Source organism: Acinetobacter sp. 22323, from assembly GCF_052044895.1.
Classification (GTDB): Bacteria; Pseudomonadota; Gammaproteobacteria; order Pseudomonadales; family Moraxellaceae; genus Acinetobacter; species Acinetobacter schindleri.
In genome coordinates, this window is the sequence record NZ_JBQEOL010000010.1 from 14,472 (window position 1) to 29,256 (window position 14,785).

Here is a 14,785-nt window from a genome sequence, read left to right on the forward strand (position 1 = left end):
TTGCAAAGAAAATTTTTCAATATACAAACATTGATACATCTTTCACTTTGAGTAGATAGTGAGAGCTATATCAAATCTTCTACGTTGTATAAACAAAACACTAAAAATGGTGCAATTTATTTTGCTAAACTGCAAGCACACGCTCTTGTATTTTTTATACTTTTCGACAAGATACATGCTATCAAAAATATAGTTGCCAGGATGCTTCCATATGCAAACCATCATTTCCAATATTTCCAGACGCATTCGCCAGGTGTATCAGAAGGCGGAAGGGTTTATTGAAGATGAACGCGAGTTTCCCCTCTCTCAGGTATTTTTGAATGCAACTTTTCAGCGTTTTGTGACTGATAACGTCAAAGCCTTAAAAGATCTGCATGCGGATCTGCATGATGACTGGTTACGCTTATATGCAACACTTGATTACAATGGCATGGTCATTACTCTGTCTGTTGACCTGAAACTGGTACAGATGGAGCTGAATAAAGACCGTCAGCTGATTGTTTTTGAACAGATTAGCGATACCCAAGTAATTGATGCTAAATACCCAAATATGTTCTATAAAATTGGCGTACGTTGTGCCCTATTTTTCTATCAGCGCATTTTGAATAAAGATCCTCTCGGTATGATTCTGGAAAAGCTGGGTGTAATTAAAGTTGTTGATGACTTATTACATTTAGATCTTAACCGCTGGCTCGGTAAAAGCCGATCAGTGATTGATACTTTGTCTAAAGTACATGTCAATCATGCTGTATTACGTGAGGCTGAACTGGTCGTTAGTGGAAATGTGAATCTAGCAGCCTTGTTCAGAAAGCTGTCTCAAGAAAAAGAAGAAAGCTGGGATGATGCAGATGAATTTAGTGAAAATCAGGTCACCCCAATCAAGCAAAAACAAGATTCGTAAAGTGTTTAAGTTGTGAAACAACAATGAAAAAAATGACATGAATGATACACTTCTGCAAATTTTATCAGTTCATTCTCCCTCCACATTTTAGTCTGATAATAAAGGCTTGGCAGAAGTGACTGACTGCCCTTTCATACAGGAAAATTCACTTATGGCACAACACTTAATTAAAACTATTGGTATGACTGCAGGACTGACCACAGCACTGGTATTCACAGGCATGTCCAGTCAAGCTTTTGCCATGAGCCCATTCCAGGCGACTTATCAGTTTAGCTATAATGGCAAGAACATGGGATCGGCAACACGAACCTTAACTAAGTCAGGCAATAACTGGACTTATGTATTTGCAGCCAAGGCTGCCGCGATTGCTTCTGCGACAGAAACCAGTCATTTTACTTTTAATAATGGCAAGATTAATTCTAGCAATTTTAGCCGTAGCAGTAAGGTATTGGTTAATAACAATACCATGAGTATCAAGTTCAATCCGTCTTCTAAAACTATTCATACTAAAAAAGATGACAAGGCACGTTCATTTGCTTGGAGAGATGGTGCCCTGGATGAATTAAATGCCGAGTTACAGATCCGTGAAGACCTAAAAGCTTCTGGTTTAAAAAGCAATTATTACATTGCAGATGCTAAAGAACTGGAAGCACGTAAATTTGTTAAGCAAGGTACAGAAAATATCAAAACCAATTACGGCACCTTTAGCACCATGAAAGTCGTAATGAAACATGACAAGCCAGGACGCGAAACCATCTTCTGGTTAGCCCCAAAACTTGATTATTTACCAGTCAAGGTAGCGCATGTCGATAAGAAAACTTCCTATGGTTTGTTACTCACTGGCTATAAAGGTCCAACGAACTAAGCATTTTTAACGATTTTCGCTTGATTTTTTCCGGGTGCTTTTTAAAATACGCTTTTGCTTGAAAAAGCATCTGGTCTTGAGGATTCTCCCGTGCACGCACTAGAACAGAAAATCTTAGCTGAAGGTATCGTTCTATCTGAAGAAGTTTTGAAAGTTGATTCTTTCTTAAATCATCAAATCGATCCTGTTATGATGCAGCAAATTGGTCAGGAATTTGCGCGTCTATTTAAAGATGCTGGTATCACTAAAATCATCACTATTGAAGCATCAGGGATCGCACCTGCTGTAATGGCTGGCCTTGAGCTGGGTGTTCCAGTGATCTTTGCACGCAAATATCAATCATTAACTCTGAAAGATGATCTGTATCGCTCTAAGGTATTTTCTTTCACCAAGCAAACTGAAAGTACCATTGCAATTTCTAAAAAGCACATCAACGCTGCTGATAAAGTACTGGTAATTGATGACTTTCTTGCAAATGGTCAAGCGGCTCTTGGCTTGGCAGACCTGATTCACCAAGCAGAAGCATCTGTCGTGGGTATTGGTATCGTGATTGAAAAATCATTCCAGCCGGGCCGTGACATTCTGCTTGAAAAAGGTTATCGCGTAGAATCATTAGCGCGTGTGAAATCACTAGCAAATGGTACGGTTGAATTTGTTCAAGACTAAAATTTCTCGAATTAAATTAAAGAAGAGTACTGAGGTGCTCTTTTTTTATATCCGTTTTCTTGAATTGAAATATTTTTAAGACAACTATATTCTTCTATTGCTTCGTTTTTTCCTAAAAAATTTCAATTAAAAAATAATCATTAATAGAAATTGCTTTACTTTCCGACAAGTAGACAATATTTTTTAAAAATTTTTATATAAAATAAGAGGCCTAACTATCTGCCAATAGTTAGACCTGTAAGAAAATCAAGCAAGTTATATTATTGTCCTACTGTGACAGTAATACTTCCAGTATTTACTGCACCAATTGCAGTAGTAGTAATGGTGTTGGCCACACTATTATCTACACCTTCTGCAATTGCACTTACAGAGGCATCAACTGCTCCAGCATTATAAGCAATATTCGCTACACTATAATTGCTTAAAGTTTTATTAACTTCCTCATCAAAAGTCCTATCCAGCGTTGTGCTCAATGTATCTGAAATATCCGCACTCGTTGTACTCTCCGAAATATCTTCTCCAATTGTTTCGTTATTGATTTCACTAGTTACATCAGTATATGCCCAATCTAGGGTTTCATTAAGTGTATTTGAAGTCACTGTACTCAAGCTACCTTGCGCGATTTCAATACTACCTGTATTAGCTGCACCCATTGCTGTAGTTTCAATTGTATTTTCAACTGAATTGACCACATCTTGAGTATCTGTTCCAAGATCTGATCCTAAATTGGCATAAGCCTCTGTATTAACACTTGCATTAATATCAGCACTATTGACAGCTAGATTCAGGGCAGATCCATTTTCGACCTGCTGGGAAATTGCATCCAGAGATGCCTGTAAACCGGTATCTACCTCTACATTTGTGTTTTGAGCATATGCCATACCTGCACCAGACAGGAAGGTGACGGATAAAGCGATTGTTTTGATCGTGTTTTTCATCTTTGTTTTTCCTTTTCTAGTTTTGAAGCACTCCTCGCTAAGTACTTCTTTTACTAATGGGAGCGAGCCCACTTGTGAAACTATTAATCACGCAATGTGCTTGACCAATAGTTTTCAACAACTTCAGGATTGGCATCCCATAGCATGGATGTTTTCTCCTCGTCTTTTTCTTTGCTGTTTTTTTCCTGCTTCTCTTTTTCCTCTAGCATTTTGTCTGAAGAGTCTGGAGAGTGTTTTTTACTGATATATTTAATGAGATCCTGTTTACTTATTTCAGGTTCTGGATCAGGATTTTGGATTACCTCGGATTCTTTGTTTTTTGGTGCTTTGGTATCTTTACTCGGTGTATTGGTAGATTTGTTTTTCTCTTGAGATTGCTGAATATCGTCCGAGGTTAATTCCTGAACCGGGGTACTTGAATCTAGATTATGTTGTTGCTGATTTTTTTTATATTTATGCAAAGCCACCGAACTTCGAGTTAAGTTTAAACGTCCAAATTCTGGTGGAATTTCTGCACGACACTTCTCGAACACTGGCGGTGGAACGACTTGGCTCAGTAATTCAAAAGTGGCCAGATTCAACATCTGACGTAAAGCAAAATTCGTCGCTTCGCGCTCACCTTTTCCGATCTGAATATTTAATAAGGTACGGCCGGTAAATCTTCCAGCGCTGATACCATAATCCTGTGCAGCAATCTGTTTCTGTAATGAGACATTCGCGACAACTTTACTGCTGCGTGTATCAGTCAGAGATAGATCCAAACCTACCATAATTCGGGTTTGACTATAATTCGGTCCAACACCTGCAATCTGCATGTCCAACCCGCCACCTGGAATAAAATCCAGGCTATTAATACTGCCCGTCACATAATAATCAGAGGCCTGGATTTGTCTTGGATCACGAATCCCCCACTTGGCTTCACTTTCAATAATACGAGGATCACGCCGGTTCATTACACTGACCCCAGACTGAAATAAGGCGGATTGCACCATATCTCCTGCGCCTTGGGTCACCATTTTTCCACTACCACCATTGGTTACGACGTCTTTACCTGTCTGGTCTAAAATTGCTCCTACAGAAAAGCTGATGTCATTGCGCAATTGCCCCTTTAAGCAAGATAAGGCCATATCAAAGGGAGTAAAAATATCAGTAATTGGCGGACCTTGTACCAGTTCTACCGGCTTTGAATTTGAAGATGCCAGACCGGTACATCCTGTCAAGGATTGAGTAAAAATCAAAATGATACCGGCGGAAGATAAAGACCTTCCATACGGGAAATTCAGCATAGTGTTTCTCCCGGCTGGTTACTCACATTTGGGCAGCGTGGTGAATTCCGATTGGAATTAGAACTCACTGGAGCTTCATTGAATAATTCACTGGAAATATTTACACCATTATCTGAGCCCTCCACCGTAATATTATTGGTTGGAGTATTCACAGTGCCGATAGAATTTGAAGAGGTGTTATATACGGTAGTTCTTGCTTTTCCAAAACTTTCATAATAATCAGACTCTCTGAGTTCAATCAGATTTGCCTGTGCCAGATGCTCATTAGAACGTGCAGGTGATGCTTTCCAGCGCTGAGTCCACTCATCTGATGTAGCATAAGCGTTGCTCAAAAAAAACAAACACAATAAACCCGCATTGATGACCAATATTTTCATACCTTTAGTATCCTCTGATTTAGTATGTTTATTAGTTTTCTGCTTAATTAAGATTTAATTTATCTGACAAAAATTAGATCATATAAAAATTTAAAAATTACATTTAATTATTATTCACATACTTTCTTATTTTTAATTAAATTCAAGTTATTGTTTTAATTTAAAATAGAATTTTTAATTAATTCTATTATTTATAAAAAATATTTTATAAATATTTTCAAACTATAAATTTATTTTTTAAAAAATATTTAAAATAATATTTTAAAAGTATTTATAAAATTAGAAAAAATACTTTAATCGAGGAAATATTTATGGTGATTTTCACGATCATTTATTAATAATTTTTCATTTTATAAAAGTTTATATTTTAATCACTCTTAATAAATCACTTTATTAAGAAATATAATTAACCGATTATACGAAGACTATTTTCCAAATACATTTTTTTACTTCTTAAAAAATCTAAAAACAAAATACTCAATATAGATACTCAATACCTCTACTAAACAGTACTTAATTTCAATTTATGATGGTCATGTTATTTAACCCGAATCGCGGATAAAAAATTGACTTGAAAAATAAGAGGACTAGAGCCATCAGTTGAGTTACCACACAAAACTTAAAACTCTAGTCCCGATGTTTAATAGTACCGAATTATTTTGCGTAATTGATGATTTCTTTCTTAAATTTGAAGCAACCTACTGGAATTTCCTTAAACAAAGTCGTCGTTTCTCCAGAGTCCGAACCGCTCACTTGAGTATCTCAGAAATCACTTTTATCGCGATCTGGTATAAATGTTCTCATTTCACTAATTTCAAAGCATTTTTCACATGGTTGAAACAGGATAAAAATCATTTATTTAAAAGCTTACCCTGTTACCAACGGATGATTCATCTGATTAATAGACATCAATTAGCTCTACACGCTTTACATGTGGCGCTAATGAAAGGCCAAGGTACACAATATTTATGGATTGATTCAACAACTCTGCCAGTTTGTAAAAATCAACGTATTCAACGCCATAAATCATTAGTCCAAATTGCATCACGTGGTAGAAGCTCAATGGGCTGGTTTTATGGCTGTAAATTACATATTGTGATGAATCAATTTGGTGAAATTGCTTGTTCTGCTTTATCCAATGGACATTTGGCTGATATCAAAATGGTTGAGAGACTCTTTAAAGAGATGGAAGCAAAGTTGTATGGAGATCGTGGCTATATTAGTCAAGAACTGAAGAGTAGGTTGAAAGAGCAAGGTATTGATTTAATTACCTATCATCGAAAAAATATGCAGGCTATACAACTTTCTGAGTCAGATAAATATCACTTAAAACAGCGCAATAAGATAGAGACTTTATTCAGTTTATTGAAAGGTCAGTACAATTTAGTGACAAGCAAAGCACGTAGTGTTCATGGATTTCTAGGAGGGATTTACGCGTCCTTGTGTGCATATCAACTGATCCATAAAAATAAGCCAACAATTCAAATTATGAAGTCATCGGCTTAAGCAGGATTCGGGTTATTTAGTGTAAAAAGGTGACAAGTAAATTATTTTTTATAAGAAATAGAAAAGATACTTTGAAGATATTATTTTTAGTAGCTGTAGAGTATGGGAGAGCTAAAAACTTAAAGAATTCCAAAATGGATTTCGATATAAAATAATTTACAGCACAAATACAAAGCCTTATCAAATTCTCCTTTACAATCAAATTGGCAGGAAATGTCCCTGACATCAAAATATAAGACAGACATACTGTAGAGCTGTCATATATCCACCTGATTAGGCAAAATGACAAATCATAAATAGGCTGAACATCGGCCCATAACACTCATTGATGGAATACCTTATGCAATGTCCTAAATGTGGCTCAACAGATATTGAACAACGTGATCATGAGCAAAATCTGAAAAAAATTGGCGGTCTACTCATGACCTCTGCAGGCGCAACGGCGGGAACTGTAGGTGGCGCAGCTTCAGGTGCGTCGATTGGTGCTGCGATCGGGACTGTGGCAGGCCCACTTGGTGTAATTGTCGGCGGAACAGTCGGGACTTTCGTTGGCGCAATTAGTGTTGGGATTACTGGTGGTGTGGTCGGTAACTTCTTGGGTAAAAAAGCTGGTGTAACCGTAGATCGTAACCTGTTTCTGGATTATCGTTGTCTGAAGTGCAAATATCGCTTTAATATTCAGACAACAGCTGCTCAGGCACTGGAAGTGAATAAAGAAGATTCTCGGGAATCGAGTGATCAGGACAATAAAATCTGAAACTTATTGTCCTGATTGAGAATTATTAAACCTGATTTAACTTTAAAGCTATTTCTGCCAAGCGCTTACCCTGAGCTTCACATAGTACCTTTTCATCTTGGCTTAGTGCCTGATCATGGCGTGCACCACTGACATGGCTGGCGCCGTAGGGTGTACCACCCGTTTTAGTATTTGATAATGCTGGAACAGCATTACTTAGTCCCATGATCATCATACCGTGGTGGAACAACGGCGGAAGCATACTCAGTAATGTACTTTCCTGGCCGCCATGCATTGCACCAGAGGCTGTGAACACGCATGCCGGCTTAGCATGCAAAGCTCCATTCAGCCAAAGACTGGTGGTCTGATCCCAGAAATATTTCATTTCAGCAGCCATATTGCCAAAACGTGTTGGCGAACCCACTGCCAAAGCAGAACAGTTCGCCAATTCATCTAGCGTACAGTAGATATCCCCTTCCGCTGGGATACTCGCCTCTGCTTCTTTTACCACAGTAGAAAGATTCGGCACCGTTCTGATCTTCACTGCAATACCTGCGGATTCAACCCCATTGGCAATCAGATGTGCCATCTCTTTGACTGAACCATATTTGCTGTAATATAAAACAAGGACATAAGGTTGCATATGATGAATGTTCGATACTAAAAAAAGAAAACTATACGGTATTTTTCTGTTTTTTTGGGTAAGCTGAACCAGAAAATTCATGATGTATAAGAAATTGAGACAACAAGCGCATGATCGTTGAATACTTAAAGAAATTACCTTTTTATGAAAAGCACTGGTTTCAATTTATTTTATTTGTACTTAGGCGCTTTGAGGCGGATCGTTGCCGTGAACAGGCAGGCTCATTAACTTATACTACTTTGTTTGCTGTAGTACCAATGCTGACGGTTTTTCTGGTGATCATCTCTTCAATTAAGGCACTAGAACCTGCACGTCAGCAACTTCAGGAAATGATCTATACCAATTTCCTGCCCAAGACCACCATTGCCTTTGATAAAGCCCTGAGTGCTTTTACTGACAAATCCAGCAATCTGACCATCATCGGGATCCTGTTCCTGTTTATTACCACCGTGATGATGCTGACCAGTATTGAGACAGTATTTAACCGAATCTGGCGTGTCACAGAAACACGTGGCGGGATTATCGGCTTTATGCGCTATTGGACCATTATTTCTTTGGGTCCAATTTTACTCGGTAGCGCTTTCGTGATTTCTTCCACTGTAGCGTCCATGAATGTACTGAGCAATAACTTTGCCGGCTACGAATTGAATGGTGCTTTTATACTGTGGCTCATTTCATTTTCTTTGACGATTATCGGCTTCTTTATCCTGAACTGGACCATTCCTAACCGCAGTGTACCGATCAAATCTGCATTCGTGGGCGGTTTATTTAGTGCAGTGGTTTTTGAACTCTTAAAGAACCTGTTTGGCTTTGTCATGTCCAATTTCACCAGTTATGAAATTGTCTATGGTGCTTTTGCAGCGGTTCCTATTTTCCTGATCTGGATTTATCTGTCCTGGAATATTGTCCTACTCGGGGTTGAGATCAGTTATGCAATCACGGCATTTGAATCGGGCCAGGATTGTAAAATCCATCCAATTCTGATGTTACTGGATTTACTGGAGCTGTTTTACCGCAAGCAGAAAACTGGAGAAAGTATTAGTGAAGCACAAGCACTCGAAGTTTTAGGACGAGATGAAATTGGCCGTCTGCCAAGCTATATCAGCATGTTTGAAAAACAGAATCTGATTAAACGTACGGAGGATAATGAATATGTCTTGGTACGTGATCTGGATCAGGTCAATTTCTGGGATTTCTACCTCAAACTTCCTTATGCCCTGCCACACACACATCAAATTGAAAATCTTCAGATCAATGACCTCTGGATGCAGCGACTACAACCAAAATTACGAGAAGCAGATCAGTATCTGGCAGAAAATCTAGGCATTCCCCTTTCAGAGCTGTTTAAGCAAAAGGAAGGGCAGAATGAAGCTCAAACTCCATTTAAGTCTTAAGCACTTCAATAAAAATCCTCTCTTATGAGAGGATTTTTTTGGGAATTATATAAGTAAGTTTTTCAGTAAAAATTTTCACTGCGTTATTCACGCTTTTTTAAACACTATTGATAACCAATATTTTAAGGAGCTACTTTTATATTTTTCGGCTTTAGCCATCCCTGCAAACTTACTAACACAACACCCAGCATGACCATGATCGTGCCAATAATAAAGTTCATCTCAACTTCTTCATCCAATAACAGAATTCCAAAAATCATACCAAACACCGGCGTTAGAAAAGAAAATACACCCAGACGTGAAGCCAAATATTTTTTCAGCATCCAGAACCAGATCAGATAACTGGCAAAAGAAATGACCACTGTATGAAAAATCAGACTAGAAATAGATAAGGTTGTCCAGTTCACCGTTGCTTGTCCTGTCATCCAGGCAAGAGGTAACAGCAGCATGCCGCCCATCAATAGCTGATAGAACAAAGTTTGTGTTGCTGGAGCTTCAGCTAATCGTGTTAATCGAACACTCACAGTGGTAGCAGCCCAAAATATACCAGCCATTAAAGCCAACAAATCTCCCCAAAGCATACTGGCTTGCATAGCTTGACCAGTGTGGCTACGAAATAAGAAACTCACCACGATCCCGCTAAACGCAACGAGAATTCCACCCCACTGTAATGGAGATAAATGTTCTGAAGGAAGTTTCCAGTGCAATCCCAATGCCACAAAAATTGGTGCGGTATATAGTAATACGATGGTATGTGAAGCAGAGGTATAACGCAGTGCTTCAGCGACCAGGTAAAACTCTAAAGCGAACAATACCCCGACCAGCAAACCTGCCGGAAGATAGCTACGACTCCATAGCTGGCGCCTTACATCTGCTTGAATCAAAAGATAAACCATTAATGCAGATAAGGCTGAACGTAATGCAATCTGCATCAAGGCTGAAATATCTGATGCTGCCAGCTTGAGCACTACCTGCTGTAGTCCCCATAACAGACACAGGACAAACATGATTAACGAGGCTTGCGCATCAAGCGCTTTACGCTGCTCCACAATTTCAACTCTACGCACACTATCAAAGATGCACACTATAAATCTGTCAGAAATAAAAGATATACTTTAAAACAGACAAATAATCGCATTATTCAGGCAATCTAACGTGAGAAGCAATAAAACAGTCGCTCAAGATATCAAGCAACTTAGAACCAATGATGATATTGACGCAGCTCTGTGGATTAATTTTCGTGAAGACCCGGCCCTGTCAGTCTATCCATTGCATGATCATGCCTGGGGAGAGTTTATCTATGCTTTTAATGGCATCATGGAAGTGAAAATTGGGCATATTGATTATATTACCCCTCCGCCTTACGGTGTATGGCTACCACCTAACTTACAACATAGTGGTTTAAATCGTACCGATGTTTCACATGGAACTTTTTATATTCATGAAAGTTTATGTACAGGTTTACCAAATCAGCCGGGGATCTTATTAACCAGTCCTCTGGTCACTTCACTCTTGCAGCATTTAAAATTACATCCGACTAATGTAAGGTCAGAAGAGCATCAACGTTTATTACACGTACTGCTTGATCAACTTAAACAGGCACAGATGATTGGCAGTTATTTGCCGCATACTGAACATCCTCAACTCAGACAAATTCTGGATTACCTACATCAAAATCCAGAGAATAACAGTACCTTGCAGCATTTGGCAGCTATGCATAACCTGACTGAACGCACCTTGGCGCGCTACTGCCAGAAGGAGCTGAGAATGTCACTCAATGAATGGCGGCAGCGTCTGAAAGTCATCAAAGCCATGTCTATGCTGAAACAGCAAAAAACTGTAGAAAATATTGCCTTTGATCTGGGCTATGCCAATGCCTCAGCTTTTATTCAAATGTTTAAACGCTGGATGGGCTATACACCTGATCAATTCAGGAAAATTCATCAAACCAGTTAAAAATTTTAAATAAAAATAAAGGAGCCTTTCGACTCCCTTATTTCCACGTAAGATTCAGCTTATTTCACAAAGGTAGTCCAGATATATTCCTGGTTTTTACCCTTTAAGGTCATTTTCAGCTGTTCACCAGAGTGCAATGCTGCTACACCCGCTGGTGTACCAGTCATTACCACATCCCCTTCTTCTAGGGTAAATACCTGACTGATATCTGCCAGCAATGTTCCCACATCAAAGATCAGTAAAGCAGTATCGCCTTTCTGACGCAGTTCATCATTTACATGCAGCGTATAGTGTACATCTTTCCAGTCATTTACTACGTCTTCAACTGACACCCAGTCAGAGAGCAGGCAAGCGCCATCATAAGCCTTGGCACGTTCCCATGGCTGGCCTTTTTTCTTAAGGTCATCCTGCAAATCACGTAAAGTCAGATCCAGACCCAAAGTCACAGCACCCACTGCTTCTAAAGCTTTTGCAGGATCAGTTTCATTTTTCAGGGTACGGTCAATACGCAGGCTCAGCTCACATTCATAATGACAGCTGCCCAGATCACGATTCCATTCAATTCCTGCATCCAGATCGCCTAATGCACTTGGTGGCTTGATAAACAGGACCGGTCGGTCCGGAATGGCATTACCCAGCTCTTTGGCATGATCTGCATAACTGCGGCCGACACAAACGATCTTGGATGGACGTGTACTCATGATTGACTATTTTCCCTTTTAAATGTTGAAATTATTTCTTGAAAGTACGTTCGAAAATGCTTTGTTCAGTGGCATCGGCAAAGGCGCGTTTAGGTACGATCACCACAGTACGATTTTTAAGTTCCAGCATATAGGTCAGCTTGCCTTTGGCAAAGTTTTGCACTTCACTGTAATGCACGATCTTGTTGCGGCCATTATGGAAGATTTCAGCATGGTCCTGATACAGGTCAATACCCTGCTCGCTCTTGCCGAACTGGTATTTTACAAACTGGCGTTTGAACATCATCGGCAGGAACCAGTAACGCATGATGCCCTGTAAAAGCAGAAAGAATGCACCCAGTGCCACGTAATAACGCCCTACCCCATCAAAGCCCATAGAAAAGCCCCAGATGATGATTCCGACACTCACCAAAGGAGTCAGAAATCGGCTGATCTGCTTTTTGCCAAAAGTAGCCAAAGCAAATCCATCCTGAGATTCTTCTAAAGTCAGAAAATAGCGGGTCGATAAAGTCGGTGCTGACTCAGTCATAGCATCACATCAAAATATAAAAATCCTTGGCTCATACTATATCAAATTCACTGCTATCCCCATTAGCAAAATGTATTCGGAAATGAATTACATATCTTTGCTTCCGCTGGTTATAAAAATCGTTTTTAATCCACAACTATCAGAATAATAAAATGCACAACAGGACGTTGTATGAAATCACTAAAATCGTGTCTGCTTCTTTGCCTCTGCACAACTTATATTCCTTTTAGCTGGGCGAAAATTATTCCCTGGACGCCAGCACTTCCGAGCAGTATCGATGTCTTTTCCGGTAGTCCACAGCAGCTAGCGGATTTGACCGGTGACCGACTATTCATCTATGCACATCCTCGACAATCCTTACAGCTTCCGACCTTTAAGCAGACAGCTGCTCAAAGTGTACAATTTTATAGCAGTGCGGTGATATTACCGATTCCTGAGGCTCAGGTTAAAAAACATCTTTTAAATTATCAGGGCTATGCCGGCCTGTTTCCAGCGCTCAAGTCTGCTCAGATTCTGGAGTCCCGCGGACATATCCAGCAGGTGCGTTATCAGGTACATATTCCTACGCCCATTCCAGTGCTGAATTTTAAGGAAAATGTGGTGATGCAGCATCATGTGTCAGAAAACAGTATTGAAACTTTAATTGTGGATGCCCCGATTCCTTATGGTGCTGGACGGCTGGAATGGTTTGCACTTGGAGCAAATAAAACTTTGGTCACCGTGACGCAATGGGGCGACTTAAATCAGCCGAAAGGCTTTCTGTTTAGCAAAATTTTAAATGCCTTACCTGAAGCTAAACTGGGTATTCCTGCTGGTACCAATGCGTTCCTGCTTGAAGCTTTACAGCAACGTTTTAAATCCCAGTCGAGCATTCCATTATCTGCAAGCCAGATCCCGCAAGTACATTTTAATGCCGGGCAAATTCAGAAAATCACTCAACTGAGTCAGCAGTCTGCCCAGCCTGTCAGCTTTATTCTGCCTGCACGTCAGCTCAAATATGGTCAAACCTCAGAAAACATGCGTTTTAGTAGCAGTTTTCATTATTATCCACAACCGGTTCAGAAACTGCAGCCCTGGCTTGCAGTTGATGCCAGTCAGCAATTATTCCCACGACAGATTCGTAAAGTGGAACTCAATCCAGTGAATCGTCAGCAGATGGATGCCAACTATAAGGTATCGGTTGGGTTGGGAGTGATCCAGATTCCATTCGATTTTAAGCTTCGTTATCAACAACCCTCGCCTTTGCAAAGCCAGTTTGATGCGATTGGCGGAGATTTAAAATTTGTAAAGGCAGGAATGAAACTGCTGCCACAAGCTCATGGCACTTTATTTCAAATGACTAGCAGCATGAAGATTCATGATCAGGCCCCATTTTTATTACGTGCCATGCGCAGTATGCCTTATCACGATATTCTGCCAGCAGTTGGAGCAAATACGGTCTATGCACTTAAAGTACAGCAAAAGCTGAAGTAAATTCAAAAGCAGTTATTGTTTTTTTATATCTATAAATCAAAAACTACAGACGTAAAAAAACCGCATCAATGTGCGGTTTTTTTTGAGAATTCTTATCAAGATTGGTGCGCTCAGAGAGATTCGAACTCCCGACCCCTTAGTTCGTAGCCAAGTGCTCTATCCAGCTGAGCTATGAGCGCGACGTCTTGATGGGGTGCATTATATATGTTTTTCTAAACTTGTTAAGTCTTTTTTAATAAAAACCCAACCGAACGTACAGTAAATAAACGATATGGTTAAATTCAGGTTTTATCGGTGAATTTTCCTGTAGATTTATACCTAAAAGCAATTAATAGCGTATCAGCTTTCGACCTTAAGCTAGTTTAGCTATCAGATTCATAGCGGCATAGTGAAAATTAAGCACTGGCATTTGAGCCTAATTCCAGAAAATTTCAGGCACAAAAAAACCGCAACATGTGCGGTTGATTGTTCAAGTTGGTGCGCTCAGAGAGATTCGAACTCCCGACCCCTTAGTTCGTAGCCAAGTGCTCTATCCAGCTGAGCTATGAGCGCGTAACTTGTGTGCCTAGGTTGGCAATACGTTTTTCTGCTTAACTTACTTGGTGCGCTCAGAGAGATTCGAACTCCCGACCCCTTAGTTCGTAGCCAAGTGCTCTATCCAGCTGAGCTATGAGCGCGCGACATAAGTAAGCGTGGCGGTGAGAGAGGGATTCGAACCCTCGATACAGTTACCCGTATGCGTCCTTAGCAGGGACGTGGTTTCAGCCACTCACCCATCTCACCGTAACGTGCCGCCATAATACAAATTTCGGCA

The 14,785-nt window shown here is 39.9% G+C and carries 15 protein-coding genes and 4 tRNA genes; 8 read left to right on the plus strand and 11 right to left on the minus strand.

The window, feature by feature from the left end; genetic code table 11:
* Nucleotides 1-211: 211 nt before the first annotated feature.
* The 3 genes from ACTJIX_RS08135 to ACTJIX_RS08145 all read left to right on the plus strand — a co-directional run bounded on the left by ACTJIX_RS08135 (nt 212) and on the right by ACTJIX_RS08145 (nt 2,432).
* A complete protein-coding gene (locus tag ACTJIX_RS08135) occupies nt 212-901 on the plus strand; it encodes a hypothetical protein (RefSeq protein ID WP_004896084.1) in 690 nt (229 codons plus the stop codon).
* Nucleotides 902-1,052: 151 nt separating this feature from the next.
* On the plus strand, nt 1,053-1,766 hold the full coding sequence (locus ACTJIX_RS08140; RefSeq protein WP_004809730.1) for a DUF3108 domain-containing protein: 714 nt from the start codon (nt 1,053-1,055) through the stop codon (nt 1,764-1,766).
* A gap of 90 nt (nt 1,767-1,856) precedes the next feature.
* Nucleotides 1,857-2,432: a xanthine phosphoribosyltransferase gene (locus ACTJIX_RS08145; protein ID WP_004809732.1), complete on the plus strand. Its 576-nt coding sequence runs from the start codon at nt 1,857-1,859 to the stop codon at nt 2,430-2,432.
* Nucleotides 2,433-2,692: 260 nt separating this feature from the next.
* Here ACTJIX_RS08145 and ACTJIX_RS08150 read toward each other — a convergent pair whose 3' ends face one another.
* From ACTJIX_RS08150 to ACTJIX_RS08160, 3 genes are all read right to left on the minus strand, one after another.
* Entirely contained in the window at nt 2,693-3,370 is a 678-nt protein-coding gene (locus ACTJIX_RS08150) for a hypothetical protein (protein ID WP_004896088.1), read from the minus strand.
* Nucleotides 3,371-3,453: 83 nt separating this feature from the next.
* A complete protein-coding gene (locus ACTJIX_RS08155) occupies nt 3,454-4,656 on the minus strand; it encodes a CsgG/HfaB family protein (RefSeq protein WP_004896089.1) in 1,203 nt (400 codons plus the stop codon).
* Nucleotides 4,650-5,033, minus strand: coding sequence for a hypothetical protein (locus ACTJIX_RS08160; protein ID WP_004809738.1), 384 nt, complete (start codon nt 5,031-5,033; stop codon nt 4,650-4,652). Before ACTJIX_RS08160 ends, ACTJIX_RS08155 begins: the two co-directional genes overlap by 7 nt.
* Nucleotides 5,034-5,669: 636 nt before the next feature.
* Here ACTJIX_RS08160 and ACTJIX_RS08165 point away from each other — a divergent pair.
* Both ACTJIX_RS08165 and ACTJIX_RS08170 read left to right on the plus strand, forming a co-directional pair.
* Nucleotides 5,670-6,539: an IS982 family transposase gene (locus tag ACTJIX_RS08165; RefSeq protein ID WP_008305761.1), complete on the plus strand. Its 870-nt coding sequence runs from the start codon at nt 5,670-5,672 to the stop codon at nt 6,537-6,539.
* Nucleotides 6,540-6,867: 328 nt separating this feature from the next.
* Entirely contained in the window at nt 6,868-7,296 is a 429-nt protein-coding gene (locus ACTJIX_RS08170) for a hypothetical protein (protein ID WP_167539045.1), read from the plus strand.
* A gap of 25 nt (nt 7,297-7,321) precedes the next feature.
* Here the strand turns inward: ACTJIX_RS08170 and wrbA are convergent, their stop codons facing one another.
* A complete protein-coding gene (gene wrbA / locus ACTJIX_RS08175) occupies nt 7,322-7,918 on the minus strand; it encodes an NAD(P)H:quinone oxidoreductase (protein WP_004896093.1) in 597 nt (198 codons plus the stop codon).
* Nucleotides 7,919-8,028: 110 nt separating this feature from the next.
* Here wrbA and ACTJIX_RS08180 point away from each other — a divergent pair, with 110 nt between their 5' ends.
* Nucleotides 8,029-9,312 carry a YihY family inner membrane protein gene (locus tag ACTJIX_RS08180; protein ID WP_004896096.1) on the plus strand — a complete coding sequence of 428 codons (1,284 nt, stop codon included), beginning with the start codon at nt 8,029-8,031 and terminating at the stop codon, nt 9,310-9,312.
* A gap of 122 nt (nt 9,313-9,434) precedes the next feature.
* Here ACTJIX_RS08180 and ACTJIX_RS08185 read toward each other — a convergent pair whose 3' ends face one another.
* Nucleotides 9,435-10,361 (minus strand): DMT family transporter, encoded by a 927-nt coding sequence (locus tag ACTJIX_RS08185; RefSeq protein ID WP_026056804.1) that lies wholly within the window; start codon nt 10,359-10,361, stop codon nt 9,435-9,437.
* 106 nt (nt 10,362-10,467) lie between these two features.
* Here ACTJIX_RS08185 and ACTJIX_RS08190 point away from each other — a divergent pair, with 106 nt between their 5' ends.
* On the plus strand, nt 10,468-11,268 hold the full coding sequence (locus tag ACTJIX_RS08190) for an AraC family transcriptional regulator (RefSeq protein WP_004896099.1): 801 nt from the start codon (nt 10,468-10,470) through the stop codon (nt 11,266-11,268).
* 59 nt (nt 11,269-11,327) lie between these two features.
* Here ACTJIX_RS08190 and ACTJIX_RS08195 read toward each other — a convergent pair whose 3' ends face one another.
* Entirely contained in the window at nt 11,328-11,969 is a 642-nt protein-coding gene (locus ACTJIX_RS08195) for a fumarylacetoacetate hydrolase family protein (protein ID WP_004896100.1), read from the minus strand.
* Between the two features lie 31 nt (nt 11,970-12,000).
* Complete coding sequence (locus ACTJIX_RS08200) at nt 12,001-12,498, minus strand: YcxB family protein (RefSeq protein ID WP_004809751.1); 498 nt, start codon at nt 12,496-12,498, stop codon at nt 12,001-12,003.
* Nucleotides 12,499-12,669: 171 nt separating this feature from the next.
* Between ACTJIX_RS08200 and ACTJIX_RS08205 the strand changes: the two genes are divergently transcribed.
* Entirely contained in the window at nt 12,670-13,971 is a 1,302-nt protein-coding gene (locus ACTJIX_RS08205; RefSeq protein ID WP_004896103.1) for a hypothetical protein, read from the plus strand.
* A gap of 102 nt (nt 13,972-14,073) precedes the next feature.
* On the opposite strand, the gene ACTJIX_RS08210 is transcribed toward ACTJIX_RS08205, so the two are convergent.
* From ACTJIX_RS08210 to ACTJIX_RS08225, 4 genes are all read right to left on the minus strand, one after another.
* Nucleotides 14,074-14,150: transfer RNA gene (locus ACTJIX_RS08210), tRNA-Arg, on the minus strand.
* Between the two features lie 296 nt (nt 14,151-14,446).
* A tRNA-Arg gene (locus ACTJIX_RS08215) sits at nt 14,447-14,523 on the minus strand.
* A gap of 48 nt (nt 14,524-14,571) precedes the next feature.
* Nucleotides 14,572-14,648, minus strand: a tRNA-Arg gene (locus ACTJIX_RS08220).
* A 16-nt stretch (nt 14,649-14,664) separates the two neighbouring features.
* Nucleotides 14,665-14,754, minus strand: a tRNA-Ser gene (locus ACTJIX_RS08225).
* Between the last annotated feature and the right edge of the window lie 31 nt (nt 14,755-14,785).

Coding starts and splice junctions, on each gene's coding strand:
- ACTJIX_RS08165 (WP_008305761.1), top strand. CDS start 5,670: ATGTTTAATAGTACCGAATTATTTTGCGTAATTGATGATTTCTTTCTT.
- ACTJIX_RS08195 (WP_004896100.1), bottom strand. CDS start 11,969: ATGAGTACACGTCCATCCAAGATCGTTTGTGTCGGCCGCAGTTATGCA.
- ACTJIX_RS08200 (WP_004809751.1), bottom strand. CDS start 12,498: ATGACTGAGTCAGCACCGACTTTATCGACCCGCTATTTTCTGACTTTA.
- ACTJIX_RS08140 (WP_004809730.1), top strand. CDS start 1,053: ATGGCACAACACTTAATTAAAACTATTGGTATGACTGCAGGACTGACC.
- wrbA (WP_004896093.1), bottom strand. CDS start 7,918: ATGCAACCTTATGTCCTTGTTTTATATTACAGCAAATATGGTTCAGTC.
- ACTJIX_RS08135 (WP_004896084.1), top strand. CDS start 212: ATGCAAACCATCATTTCCAATATTTCCAGACGCATTCGCCAGGTGTAT.
- ACTJIX_RS08205 (WP_004896103.1), top strand. CDS start 12,670: ATGAAATCACTAAAATCGTGTCTGCTTCTTTGCCTCTGCACAACTTAT.
- ACTJIX_RS08180 (WP_004896096.1), top strand. CDS start 8,029: ATGATCGTTGAATACTTAAAGAAATTACCTTTTTATGAAAAGCACTGG.
- ACTJIX_RS08160 (WP_004809738.1), bottom strand. CDS start 5,033: ATGAAAATATTGGTCATCAATGCGGGTTTATTGTGTTTGTTTTTTTTG.
- ACTJIX_RS08150 (WP_004896088.1), bottom strand. CDS start 3,370: ATGAAAAACACGATCAAAACAATCGCTTTATCCGTCACCTTCCTGTCT.
- ACTJIX_RS08170 (WP_167539045.1), top strand. CDS start 6,868: ATGGAATACCTTATGCAATGTCCTAAATGTGGCTCAACAGATATTGAA.
- ACTJIX_RS08155 (WP_004896089.1), bottom strand. CDS start 4,656: ATGCTGAATTTCCCGTATGGAAGGTCTTTATCTTCCGCCGGTATCATT.